Below are 12,088 nucleotides of genomic sequence, written 5' to 3' on the forward strand. Positions count from 1 at the left end.
TTGCCTCCTTCATGATGTGCAGTTGGTGGGATGCCCCGTGCGTCAGCGCACAGGGCGGTTTTCAAGCCAGAGGCGGTAGGCGCGATGCGCCGCCCCCTCGCTCTCGAAAATGTGGAAACAGCCGCAGACCAGCACGGCCCATGCGCCAATGTCTTCGGCGTCAAGCGATGCAAGCGCCGCGTCGAGTCGGCTGATGCGAAAGGGCGGATTCGTTCGGCAGACAAAATGTCCCCCGGACCTTTTGTTTATCTGCCTCACCATGGCGCCGCTTCCATCGCTGCGGCAGCGCTGCAGGGGTCCGGCGCGGCATAAGCGAGAATGTAATCAGCCGCCTTGGAAGCGAGCGACGCGGCGCGAAAAATGGCGCGCTTGTCCTCGCGCAATACTTCCAGCCAAGAACCGATGTAATCCGTATGCCGCACGGTCGGGGCGATGGACTGGTCCGCGCAGATGAACGCACTGGCGAGTTCCGCCACCAGTTCCTCGCGGGCGTAATCTTTGGTGCCGAATGCGCCTTTCAGGTCGCGGGCGAGGCGTTTCGGGTGCCCGGTCCAGTGGCCAAGCTCATGAAAGCAGGTGCGGTAATAATTGATCTGGTCAAAGAAAGCAGGCTGCGGCGGAACCTGAATGAAATCCCTGGACGGAACATAGTAGGCGCGGTCGCCGCCAATCCTGAAATCCGCGCCCGTCGCTGTAATCAGCGCTTCGGCGCGGGGGATAATCTCGCGCTCCGGCAAGTCGGGCGCGTTGGCGGTCAGGTCTTCGGGCAGGCCGTCGCACTGGTCTGCATTGAACACGGTATAGCGTTTGAGAAACGGCACCGTGCCCGGCGACTCGCCCGTCTCGCGCACACGTTCCCGTTCGGCTTTCGGGGTGAAGCGGTCGGCATAAACAACCGTCGTGCCGCGCTCGCCTTTGCGAACACACCCGCCAAGTGACAGCGCCTGTTTGAAGGTCAGCCATGTCTGACAGGAACGGCTTTGCTCAATCGCCGCGCCCCATAAAAGCAGAATATTGATTCCGGAATAGCGCCTGCCCGTCGCGCCATTCTCGGGCAAGCCAAGCGGAGTAGCCCCCTCCACCCCGCCCCAAGGCTGCACCCAAGGCGCGCGCCCCTGTTCCAGTTCCGCGATGATGTTATCCGTGACCTCTGAATAAAGGTCTTTCCGCGTGTTTCGTTGTCTGCGGCGCTGCGCCATCTCTGCCTCCTCTGACCCCCGCTTTTTTCCCGCAAGGCGGGGGCGGTGAGAGGCCGCTGGCCAGATGGCGTCAGGCGTGAGCGGAAGGGGTCAGGTAGGAGGCCGCAGGCACATAGACGATCTTCAAGACGCCGCCCCCCTTCCGGGAGCGCCGCCATCTGGCATGCGCGCCTCCGCCCCCGCCTGAGAGGGAAAAAAGAAGCAAACATGCCGGCGCGCCAGCGCCGACCGAATCCTTCACAACACTGCTTAAAAACTGCGCCAGGGATGAAAGCCCGAAGGGCCGGGACGGCGCGCAGCGATGGCCTGGTTCACGCCAGCCCGGCCGGCGAAGGCCGGGGCGCCCTTTCCTTGGTCGAACAGCCGAACACCGCCCTTAGAAAAAACGCCGCGTTCGCTGCTTATAGGCGCAATACTCATCCCCATACTGGCGTTCCAGCCAGGGCTCTTCTATCCTCGGAGCGAGCCAGTACATCGCTGCCCATAAAGACAGCAGAAACGTTACGCGCAAATCGTTCAAGATGATCGCCCAGCCCAGCAGACCAAGCCAGGTCACGACATAGATCGGGTTCCGGCTGAAACGAAACCAGCCATCTGTCACCAGCCCCCGCGCTTCGCCGAAGGCATTGCGCCAGCCCATCTGGATTGAGATCCAGAAGGCAAGGCCAATACCCGTGACCGCCAGCACGCCGCCGACACCTTGCCGGGCCATGGCCCCCGCATCCTCCGCCGGCTCAAAAACGAGGATGGAGAGCGCAACAAGCGGGTATAGAAACAAACGAAAAAAGGCCCAGAACGTCCGGTATTGCCAGCTCCGTTTTTCCGGAGGCGGAAAAAACTGAAAATCGCGTCGGAACAGCGATACCGCACACAGCGAAAAGATCGCTGCCGCTCCGGACACTGACAATCCGAACGCCAGCCATTCCATCCATAGGGGTGTATTGAACACAGGCGCGCCTCCTAAATCCAGCGCCGCGTGCGGATACGGTAGGCGTCAAACGCTTCACCGAATCTCGCCTGCAGCGCGCGCTCTTCCGGTTTGATCTGAAACTCAGTCATCAGCCAGACAAAGAGAATTGGAGCTACGAAAGCGGACAAATTGCCCATCAGAAACGCGCCGCCTGTCAGAATGGCCGCCATGGCCAAATACATCGGATTGCGGCTGATGCGGTAAAGCCCTGTGGTGACCAGCGTGGCAGCCTCTTCAGGGGCGAGCGGATTGACGGTTGTGCGGGCGCGGATGAATGCGCCGAGCGCGAGCGCCAGAATGGCCATGCCAGCAGCGATGAAAAGCAACGCCGCCGCAGAACGCCACACGCCTTCGAACGCCAGAAAAGGCGTGACAGAGGACAGTCCCCAGCCGATCGCACCGCAGATCAGGACCTGAACAAGAGGTGGAATGCGCAGGCTCATGAGGACGATTCGACCGGAGTCGCATGCGACGCGCCGGTTGTGTTCAGTTCCCGCAGGGCCTGCAGCGTGATGGCGCTCGCCGATTTCAGGAACAGGCCCGCCAGAAGGGCGGCGACAAGCAGGTCCGGCCAGGCCGTTCCGGTCAGCGCGACAACCCCGCCAGCGACGATCACGCCGACATTGCCGATGGCGTCATTGCGCGAGCAGAGCCAGACCGAACGCACATTGCTGTCGCCGTCGCGCCAGCGCAGCAGTATCAGCACGCTCGCGACATTGGCGGACAGTGCCAGAAAGCCGACCACTCCCATGGTTGCGGCTTCCGGCGGCGCGCCGTTCATGACCCTCAACACGGTCATGCCGAGGACGGCGATCGCGATCGCTGCGAGCGAGGCGCCTTTGATCAGCGATGCAAGCGCCCGCGTCCTCAGGCTCGCCCCGATAACGAAGAGGCTGAGCGCGTAGGTCGCCGTATCGCCTGCGAAGTCGAGTGCGTCGGCTTTGAGGGCCTGAGAGCCCGACATTATCCCCGCCGTCATTTCAAACAAAGAACATGACCGCATTGATGGCGATGACGGCCATCAGAGCCCGCTTATAAGCAGGCGAAACCCCATCAAATGTTTTGTCCTCACAGCAACCCGACATCTTCTAATCCTATTCCCCATTGACGATTCTCGAAGAAACCCTACAGTCTACAGCGACTATAGAGGCAAGACTTTTCTTTGGAGCCCGGAATGACGCAGATGACCATTGGTCGTTTATCGAAAGCGGCGGGCGTGAAAGTGACAACCATACGCTATTATGAATCGATTGATTTGATGGGCGAGCCGGACCGAAGTTCGAGCGGCCAACGGCTATATGGCGATGAGGCCGTGCAGCGTTTGTCGTTCATACGGCATGCCCGTGATCTTGGTTTTCCGATGGAGGCCGTTCGTGAAATGATTGATCTGCAAACTCAGCCGGATCAGGATTGCACGGCCGTGGACGCGATAGCCCGTGAACAGCTTGCAGATGTGCGCAAACGCCTGACGCAGCTTGAAGCGCTTGAGGCGGAGCTCAAACGGATGATTACGTGCTGCGAGGGCGGCCGGGTTGACACGTGTCGGATCATTTCAACGCTCAATGATCATAGCGAATGCATCGCAGATGCGCATGAGCGGCTTTCGACCTTTTGAGCAAACCGCTTGACCCTACAGTGACTGTAGATGGTAATTCTCTTCCATTATTGAAAGCACCTCCCGATAAATTTGGATGGGCGAGACTGAATGGAACAACGACAAAGCATACGTGTAGTCTCTCAATTGAGAGCATTGTCATGAGCAAAACATCTACCTCCCCAACAGCAGGCTCCGACACTTCGCTCCCGTTTCGTTACCGGGTATCAGGAATGGATTGCGCGCGAGATGCTGCCGAAATCGAACGGGCGGCTCAATCGGCTGGTGTCGCCCCAAAAGCCGTCAAAGTTTCGGCTGCGACACATATTATGACGCTATGGGTTTCAGAGTCCCAACTTCCAGAAATCGAACTTGGCGTCGCCAAAACCGGTTACGGCTTCGAGAGAATTGCGCCAGGCGATGATGGCCCCGCCGCCTCACAAACCCAAAAGAATCCGGAGTATTTACGCGCCCTTTGGATCGTAATTTTCCTGAACGTTGGTTATGGAATTGTGGAAATGATCGCGGGTTTTTTCGCCGGTTCACAGGCGTTAAAAGCTGATGCGTTAGATTTTGTCGGTGATGGTCTCATTACATTCCTCGGCGTGCTCGCAATCGGCTGGAGTCTTGCCTGGCGCGCTCGTTCAGCCATGATTCAAGGCGTATTCCTGGCTTTGCTTGGCTTCGGCGTACTCGCGAATACGGTGTGGCGTCTTCTTAATCAAACGATACCTGACGCTGCCCTGATGGGCATGTTCGGGCTCATCGCGCTCGTCATAAATGTCATCGCCGTCTTACCGCTACTCCCTCACCGAAAAGGCGACGCTAATGTCCGCGCGGTTTGGTTGTTTTCACGTAATGACGCCATCGGGAACGCGGCCGTAATTGTGGCAGCAGGTTTGGTCGCCTGGCTCGGTCACGGTTGGCCCGATCTCGTGGTTGCAGTCGGGATCGCCGGGCTATTCCTGCATTCTGCATGGGCAATAATTCGCGATGCACGCAACGACCTCAGAGCCGCAATATGACCATTCAGAAGATTGGATTCATCATTGGTCTGGGCGTTCTGGCGATAGATCAACTCACTAAAGCACTTATCCTCAATATTGATGCCCTGGATAACGGTGTGACGGTCCTTCCATTCTTCAACATTGTGCGGCTCAAGAACAATGGTATCAGCTTTGGTCTTCTAGGCAGCCTGCCTCCCTGGCTCCTTACTCTAGCCGCTCTATCGATCGTCGCGGTTTTATTCTATTGGTTATGGCGCACCGCTGATCGCCAGATCGCAACCGCACTCGGGCTGATTACAGGTGGAGCACTCGGAAACATAGTCGATCGCGTGCGACATGGAGCGGTGACCGATTTTTTAGATTTTCACATCAATAACTACCACTGGCCCGCGTTCAACTTCGCCGATAGCGCGATTGTCTGCGGTGTCGGCTTACTGTTGATCTCTGAGTTACTCACGAAGCCACGACGGACGGATAATGCTGAACAAAAATAGCGGCTGATTAATCTGGCCCATGCTTAATAGTTGTCGATGTAAGAATTCGCTTGCCCCTACAGCCACTGTAGGGGCTATAAAACCGACATGATCAAATTCGATTCACTTCGCGTTGGCCTCGCAATGGCCGCCTCAGCGCTCGTAGCAAGCTGCGCCAGCTTTGCCGATCCGCTCACTGAGACGCTACAACCGCTCGGGGCCTGGGCCAGCGGGACCGACGGTGACGCCTGTGAAACCGCTCCGATTACTTATTTTTCATCGGATGGGGTCGTGCTTGTCCTCCTCAGCGCCAAAGGGCCGGTCCATGCGATTGGCAGTTGGGACCGCAACGGCGACGTGCTGGCCATGACGCATAATGACTTTCCGCTCGATCCCAGCGGGCAATCAAAACCCGCTGTTGAACTCAGTATTATGACATTGGACGCTGATAGATTTGTCACCCGAAATGCCAAGGGCGATATTCGGGAACGCATTAAATGCAGCGAGATTGCGATAAAGACGGGTCATGACACTGAGCCGCACTAAATAAATGAATAGATTTAATGATTTTGACAATGAAATAGGATAGTCGTTGAGCGAATGAAAATTGTAACCGTCATATGCACCGTCAGGTTTTGGCTTGCGCTCATGTTGAGCGTGACCCTTGGTATGGGTGCAACGGCGGCCGATATTCATCCTGTGGACGCTGAAGAGATTGCCTGTATGACCGCAGACGCTGAAGCGCATCATGCCGCCGAAATCGGTGACACTGAAAATGATGATAGTGAGCAGCGTCCGGCCCACAAACATCATACTCATAGCTGCGGGCCATGCCATTTGCATATGGTGGGTATGAACAGCCTGACCTTCTCTTACGCTTTATCAGCTACATCGGGGCTTCGCCCCGGCGCAGACCAGCACGTTCCGCGCGCTGGTCCTCACGGTCTTTATCGTCCTCCGCGTGCCTAACCTGACTCTCTGAATCCGCGCCTTTTGCGCGTGGGTTTGATGTCGATTCAGGTTATCACAAGGAAGAATATCCCATGCCAAAATTCAAACAGGGCGCACTCTGCGTCCTGATCGCGGCTGCCTTTGCAGGCACAGCGGTCGCGGCCCCGTGCAACGGGCCAACAGGCAGCGCGCCGACCATCGTGCCCGATGCGCCGCTAACCCTCACTATGGCGCTCATGCAAATCCGTCATGCGTCCCCGGATGTCCGCCGGGCCGCACTGGAGACGCGCGCCAGCGCAGCCGAAGCCGATCAGGCTGGGCGCCGTCTTAATCCGTCAATCGGACTGGAAATTGAAAACTTCTCAGGCACCGGACCGCTCAACGGGTTTGACCAAACCGAAACCACGCTCGCCATTGAGCAGACATTCCAGCTTGGAGGTAAAAGAGCCAAGCGCGAGCGTGCCGCGCGGGCGCGGGCAGCGCTCGCCGACGCTGAATGCCGCGTCATATTAAGAGAGACCGAGCTAGAAGCAGCGCTGCTCTATCATGACCTGATCGCCGCGACAGAACTCGCAGCGCTGGCACGGGAGTCGGCGGATCTCGCCGTGTCTTTGGCTGAAACCGTTGCGAAACGTGTTGAGGCCGGCGCGGCCGCCCCGCCGGAGCGCTCGCGCGCCGAGGCAGATGCGGCTGCACTCAAAGCCGCCGCACTTGCCGCAGACGCTGAAATTGATCAACGCCGCTATGAACTCGCCGCGCTTTGGGGAAGCTCAACGCCGGTTTTTGCGCCCCCGCGCGCCATATTGTCTGATGAAAGTGAAATACTCTCAAAGACGCGCGGGCTTGACGAGCACCCGGCGCTCGCCGCGGCTAAAGCTGGAGCAACAGCCCGCGACGCTGAGCAGGACGCCGCCCGCGCGGCCGGTATTCCTGATGTCACGGTTAGTGCGGGCGTTCGCCAATTTGAAGAGACCGGCGACAATGCGCTCCTGGTCGGGGTCACCGTGCCGATTCCGCTTTTTGACCGTAACCGCGACGCCGCTCGCGCAGCGGGTTATCGCGCCGATGCCGAACGTATCAGCGCCGTCGCCGTTGAGGCCAGATTGCGGTCGCAGCAACAGGCCGCCGCCGCGCGGGTGCGCGCCGCCGAGGCCCGGCTGACGCTACTCGAACAGGAGGCGCTACCTGCGGCCCGTTCCGCCTACGACGCATCTGTTGAAGGCTACGCGGCAGGCCGGTTTGACCTCACATCAACGCTCGATACCCGTAAAGGGCTGATCGAGGCAGGCGTCAGCGTAATTGACGCGCGGCGTACCCTTAATGCGGACCTCATGCGTCTCAAAAGCCTGATCGGTGCCGCCCCGTTTAATGGAGACTTCCAATGAAACAGACACATATTTTGCCAACGACCATGATGGTTCTGGCCGTGATTTTGGCGGGATGCGGCAATGCAACCCCGGATACAAATCGGGTCGCTAGCGAAACCTCCGCCGCGACCGCTGATCACGATGATCACGATGATCATGCCGAAGAAAAAGCGGATCACGATGACCATGGCGAGACCGATCAAGATGATGAGCATGACGATCATGCGGAAAGTGACGGCGAGCCTGACGGCCATGATGATCATAGTGAATCCGAAGGCGACGTTGTAAAACTAACCCAGGACGCGGCCACTGAGGCCGGTATTGAAACAGCAATTGTTGCAGAGGGGGCGATTGCGCAATCTCTCAGCCTTCCGGCCGAAATCCGCTTTGACGCTGATCGTGTTGCCAATGTCTCGCCCAAGGTCAGCGGCGTAATTGGCAAACTCTATGCGAGCGAAGGGGATCACGTGGCACGCGGCGATACGCTGGCGCTGATCAAGAGCCGTGAACTCGCAGGTCTGAAAGCCGCTTGGCTCACGGCGGAAACGCGCAAAGCTCTGGCCAGTCAGGCGCTGGCCCGCGAGGAAAAACTGTTTGCGGACAAGATCACCTCGGAAGCCGATTTGCAAGCCGCGCGGGCGGAATTTGAAGCTGCGAAAGCCGATAGTGACGCGGCTGAAAATGAGCTCCATGCCGCAGGTGTCAGTCATGCCGCACTGGAGCGCATTTCCACGGCGGCTGACGGCGATAATGCCAATGCCTATCTGACAGCGCCGATTGCCGGAACGGTGGTGCGCCGCACGGTCATGCTGGGCGAAACGGTCTCAGCCGGGGATGCCGGCGCTGATCCGCTGTTCACCCTTGTCGACGATAGTGTCGTCTGGGCGGATATTGCCGTTTACAAACAGGACATCGCCCGCATTCGCGTCGGCGCTCCTGTCGCGCTAAAAACCGACAGCGGTGAAATCCTTGCGCAGTCCACAATTGCCTTTGTCTTGCCGGTCATCAGCGAAACGTCACGCACCGCGACGGCCCGCGTGATCGTTGACAACCCGGATGGCACACTGCGACCTGGTCAGTATGTCACGGCCGATCTCAGTGTTGGCACATCTGAGCAGGTTTTGCGCGTACCGGAAGCAGCCATTCAATTGGTTGAAGACAGACCTTCCGTGTTCGTCCCTGTCGAGGGCGGCTATGCACCGCGCGCAGTGATGACAGGCACCAAATCCGGCGGGTTTGTGGAAATCCGCTCCGGCCTAATGGCGGGTGAGGCAGTCGTGACAGACGGTGCCTTCACCCTCAAAGCTCAACTCGAAAAAGACGCCTTTGGCGATGGCCACGGCCACTAGGACATTTGATATGATAAATTTAATGCACCGTATCGCCGGAGGGCGGCTGCTCGCCGCCATCGCGGCGCTCGCCATGACCCTTGGCGGATTATTCGCGTTCAAGGCGCTACCCGTTGACGCCTTTCCCGATGTGACACCCTCACTCGTTCAGGTCTTCACAGAAACCGAAGGCCTCGCCCCAGAAGAGGTGGAGCGCTACGTGACCTATCCAATCGAGACCGCCATGTCCGGCTTGCCAAAGCTAGACCATATGCGCTCGGTCTCAAACTTTGGACTGTCCGTCGTTAACATCTATTTTGAAGACGGCACGGATGTCTATTTTGCGCGCCAGGTTGTTGGTGAACGCCTCGCCGAAGCGCGCGGCAATATCCCCGATGGCTTTGGTGACCCGCAAATGGGGCCGATTTCAACAGGTCTAGGGATTATTCTCTATTTCCGTCTCGAAGATGAGACCGGCGCGCGCGATCTTGTAGAAATGCGCGAAATCCAGGACTGGATCATCAAATACCAGCTTCAGACTGTGCCCGGCGTCACCGAAGTGCTGTCACTTGGCGGTTATGAAAAGCAGTATCAGGTCAGGCTCGATCCGGACGCGCTATTGGCTTACGACATCCAGATTGGTGATGTGATGACCGCCCTTGAGCGCGGCAACAAGACCGAAGGCGCACAATTTCTCGAAATCGGGGCCGAGCAATATACGGTCCGCGGCGTCGGACTGGCGCGATCGGTTGAAGATCTTGCGGAAATTGTCGTCAATGTCGATGATGGCCGCCCCGTGCGGGTACGCGACCTCGGTGAAATCATTGTCGGCGGCGGGGTACGCCAGGGCCTGGCCACCGCCAATGGCGAAGGTGAAGTGGTCGCGGGACTGGTGCTCAAACTCTATGGCGCCAATACGTCCGATGTGATTGCGCGCGTTCAGACACGCTTTGAGGAAATCAACAAAAACCTGCCGGAAGGCGTCAACGCCGTGCCCTATTATGATCAGGGAACACTGGTCAACAAAGCTGCCGCCACGGTGACAACGGCGCTGTGGCAGGGCGCGCTACTCGTCGCACTGGTCGTTTTCGTCTTTCTGGGCGGCTGGCGTCCAAGCCTGGTTGTTGTCCTTTCTATTCCATTTTCCGTGGGCTTTGCCTTCATCGCGATGCAATGGCTCGGCATCAGTGCCAACCTCATGTCGCTGGGCGGCGTGGCCATTGCCATTGGCATGATGGTGGATGGGGCTATCGTCATCGCAGAAAATGTCGACCGGGGATTCCGGGAAAGCGATCCGTCTGTCGATCAGAGAGATGTTGTGGCGCGCTCGGCTGCGGAAGTCATAGCGCCGCTAATTGCGGCCGTTGCGGTGGTGATCGTCGTCTTTCTGCCGCTTTTCTCGCTGCAAGGCGTGGAAGGTAAAACCTTCCGGCCTCTGGCAGCCTCCGCGGCGCTCGCCATGACGGGGTCATTGTTCTACGCCGCGCTGATTGCGCCATCGCTCGCAAATGGGGTCATGCGTCGGAGCAAAAAGCCGCGTGAGGACCGTCCGGGATGGATTGCCCGCACGGTCAGCCAAGCCGCCGGATTCTTCGTTCGCCAGCGTTTGGCGGCGATTGCTCTGGCCGCCATCCTCCTCGTAGCGGGCGGACTGGCCGGATCGCGCCTCGGGTCTGAATTTACTCCTTCGCTTGAAGAAGGTGATGTTCTACTCCGCGTGACCATGGCACCATCTATCTCTTTGACAGAAGCGGCGGAAACGACCACCCGCGTTGAGAAAAGGCTTCTGACGGCCTTTCCGGAAATCAAGTCTATCGTGACCCGAATCGGTCGCGGTGAGGTCGGGGCCCACGCCGACCCGACCAATAGTGCGGAAGCTTTTGTTGAACTCAATCCGAGGTCGGAGTGGCGCAAAGGCTTGTCGCCGGAGAACTTGCGCACAGCGATATCGGAAAATCTCGAAGGTGTGCCCGGTATTGTCGTCAATATCGGTCAACCTATCGCGATGTCTGTTGATGAGCTTTTGACCGGGACGCGCGCAGAACTTGCCGTGAAAATTTTCGGGCCGGACAGTGATGTCCTGTTGAAAAAGTCACAAGAGCTACAGGCCATCTTGCAACAGGTCGATGGGGCAGCTGAAGTTCAGGCTGACCAGATTACAGGGGCGCCACAACTCGTGGTGCGTGTCGATCGCGCGGCCCTCGGGCGGTATGGTCTCGATGTTGAGGACGCGCTTGACGCCTTGCGGACCTCGGTCGGCGGCGCAGAAGCCGGCGCTCTGTTTGAAGGCGTTCGGCAATTCCCGATCGTCGTGCGGTTTCATGAAGAGAGCCGCGATACAGCCGAAGCCATCCGCCGTTTGGTGCTGGAATCGCCGACCGGCGCACGTGTCACGCTGGAAAGCGTGGCCACTATCGAGACCGTGATTGGTCCGCGCCAGATCACGCGAGAGGATGGCGAGCGCTTTATCACTGTCCAATCCAATGTGCGGGGCCGTGACATCGGGTCTTTTGTAACGGAGGCGCAAGCTCTGACGGACGCCAATCTTGACCTGCCTGCAGGCTACCGCGTTGTCTGGGGCGGTCAGTTTGAATTGCAGCAACAGGCCAATGCTCGGTTCGCAGTTGTGATACCAATCACGCTCGGCATTGTATTGCTGATCCTGCTACTGACATTCGGACGGCTTAAATCGGCAATTCTCATACTGCTGAACATCCCCCTGGCGTTAACCGGAGGCGCGCTCGCACTCTGGATTACAGGCCTGCCTGTCTCGGTTCCCGCGACGGTTGGTTTCATCGCGTTGTTTGGTATCGCACTTGGCAACGGGATGGTCCTGGTGAGCTTCATGGATGATTTCGCCCGCGCCGGGCGGGACCGGGATGCGCTCGCAATCGATGCGGCTGGGATGCGCGCCAGACCCGTTCTGATGACGGCGATGACAACCGCTTTGGGACTTGCGCCCTTGCTGTTTGCGACTGGCGTCGGCGCCGAAGTACAGCGGCCTCTGGCAACTGTCGTCACAGGCGGGCTTGTCTCTTCAACTCTGCTGACGCTGCTCGTGATGCCGGCATTGCATCGGTGGTTCTCGCCAAAACCTGACTCGCATCATTCGCTACTGGAAACACGGCACAACCCCGAAACTGTGCCAGCGGAATAAATCACTCCGCCTTGGCGGTGTAATCCGCCAAGGCGTCACTTT

The 12,088-nt window shown here is 58.5% G+C and carries 11 protein-coding genes and 1 pseudogene; 8 read left to right on the forward strand and 4 right to left on the reverse strand.

Going from position 1 to position 12,088, the window contains the following annotated elements:
- Positions 1-254 precede the first annotated feature (254 nt).
- From V7660_RS07535 to V7660_RS07550, 4 genes and pseudogenes are all read right to left on the reverse strand, one after another.
- Entirely contained in the window at positions 255-1,199 is a 945-nt protein-coding gene (locus V7660_RS07535) for an ArdC family protein (RefSeq protein ID WP_051602529.1), read from the reverse strand.
- Positions 1,200-1,575: 376 nt separating this feature from the next.
- Positions 1,576-2,148, reverse strand: a complete 573-nt coding sequence (locus V7660_RS07540) for a methyltransferase family protein (protein WP_139068905.1) — start codon at positions 2,146-2,148, stop codon at positions 1,576-1,578.
- 11 nt (positions 2,149-2,159) lie between these two features.
- Positions 2,160-2,612 carry a methyltransferase family protein gene (locus V7660_RS07545; RefSeq protein WP_034827847.1) on the reverse strand — a complete coding sequence of 151 codons (453 nt, stop codon included), beginning with the start codon at positions 2,610-2,612 and terminating at the stop codon, positions 2,160-2,162.
- Positions 2,609-3,254 (reverse strand): annotated as a pseudogene (locus V7660_RS07550) (cation transporter). Before V7660_RS07550 ends, V7660_RS07545 begins: the two are co-directional and overlap by 4 nt.
- An 89-nt stretch (positions 3,255-3,343) precedes the next feature.
- Between V7660_RS07550 and V7660_RS07555 the strand changes: the two are divergent.
- From V7660_RS07555 to V7660_RS07590, 8 genes are all read left to right on the forward strand, one after another.
- The gene (locus V7660_RS07555) at positions 3,344-3,784 is read left to right on the forward strand and encodes a MerR family transcriptional regulator (RefSeq protein ID WP_051594960.1); all 441 of its coding nucleotides are present in this window, start codon (positions 3,344-3,346) and stop codon (positions 3,782-3,784) included.
- 212 nt (positions 3,785-3,996) lie between these two features.
- The gene (locus V7660_RS07560; RefSeq protein ID WP_112061941.1) at positions 3,997-4,788 is read left to right on the forward strand and encodes a cation transporter; all 792 of its coding nucleotides are present in this window, start codon (positions 3,997-3,999) and stop codon (positions 4,786-4,788) included.
- Complete coding sequence (gene lspA, locus V7660_RS07565; RefSeq protein WP_051594959.1) at positions 4,785-5,264, forward strand: signal peptidase II; 480 nt, start codon at positions 4,785-4,787, stop codon at positions 5,262-5,264. The genes V7660_RS07560 and lspA overlap by 4 nt, the downstream gene beginning before the upstream one ends.
- A gap of 87 nt (positions 5,265-5,351) precedes the next feature.
- Positions 5,352-5,789 carry a hypothetical protein gene (locus V7660_RS07570; RefSeq protein ID WP_034827842.1) on the forward strand — a complete coding sequence of 146 codons (438 nt, stop codon included), beginning with the start codon at positions 5,352-5,354 and terminating at the stop codon, positions 5,787-5,789.
- A gap of 54 nt (positions 5,790-5,843) precedes the next feature.
- Positions 5,844-6,212: a DUF2946 family protein gene (locus V7660_RS07575; protein WP_290495698.1), complete on the forward strand. Its 369-nt coding sequence runs from the start codon at positions 5,844-5,846 to the stop codon at positions 6,210-6,212.
- 74 nt (positions 6,213-6,286) lie between these two features.
- Positions 6,287-7,579 carry a TolC family protein gene (locus V7660_RS07580; RefSeq protein WP_034827840.1) on the forward strand — a complete coding sequence of 431 codons (1,293 nt, stop codon included), beginning with the start codon at positions 6,287-6,289 and terminating at the stop codon, positions 7,577-7,579.
- Positions 7,576-8,910: an efflux RND transporter periplasmic adaptor subunit gene (locus V7660_RS07585; protein WP_034827838.1), complete on the forward strand. Its 1,335-nt coding sequence runs from the start codon at positions 7,576-7,578 to the stop codon at positions 8,908-8,910. The genes V7660_RS07580 and V7660_RS07585 overlap by 4 nt, the downstream gene beginning before the upstream one ends.
- A 10-nt stretch (positions 8,911-8,920) precedes the next feature.
- On the forward strand, positions 8,921-12,046 hold the full coding sequence (locus V7660_RS07590; protein WP_034827860.1) for an efflux RND transporter permease subunit: 3,126 nt from the start codon (positions 8,921-8,923) through the stop codon (positions 12,044-12,046).
- Positions 12,047-12,088: the final 42 nt, after the last annotated feature.

It is taken from the genome of Hyphomonas sp. (assembly GCF_036964145.1).
GTDB lineage: Bacteria > Pseudomonadota > Alphaproteobacteria > Caulobacterales > Hyphomonadaceae > Hyphomonas.

Bases quoted from the DNA above. Each gene is read 5' to 3' on its own strand.
- V7660_RS07560 (WP_112061941.1), top strand. From the start codon at position 3,997: ATGGATTGCGCGCGAGATGCTGCCGAAATCGAACGGGCGGCTCAATCG.
- V7660_RS07570 (WP_034827842.1), top strand. From the start codon at position 5,352: ATGATCAAATTCGATTCACTTCGCGTTGGCCTCGCAATGGCCGCCTCA.
- V7660_RS07580 (WP_034827840.1), top strand. From the start codon at position 6,287: ATGCCAAAATTCAAACAGGGCGCACTCTGCGTCCTGATCGCGGCTGCC.
- V7660_RS07545 (WP_034827847.1), bottom strand. From the start codon at position 2,612: ATGAGCCTGCGCATTCCACCTCTTGTTCAGGTCCTGATCTGCGGTGCG.
- lspA (WP_051594959.1), top strand. From the start codon at position 4,785: ATGACCATTCAGAAGATTGGATTCATCATTGGTCTGGGCGTTCTGGCG.
- V7660_RS07535 (WP_051602529.1), bottom strand. From the start codon at position 1,199: ATGGCGCAGCGCCGCAGACAACGAAACACGCGGAAAGACCTTTATTCA.
- V7660_RS07590 (WP_034827860.1), top strand. From the start codon at position 8,921: ATGATAAATTTAATGCACCGTATCGCCGGAGGGCGGCTGCTCGCCGCC.
- V7660_RS07585 (WP_034827838.1), top strand. From the start codon at position 7,576: ATGAAACAGACACATATTTTGCCAACGACCATGATGGTTCTGGCCGTG.
- V7660_RS07575 (WP_290495698.1), top strand. From the start codon at position 5,844: ATGAAAATTGTAACCGTCATATGCACCGTCAGGTTTTGGCTTGCGCTC.
- V7660_RS07555 (WP_051594960.1), top strand. From the start codon at position 3,344: ATGACGCAGATGACCATTGGTCGTTTATCGAAAGCGGCGGGCGTGAAA.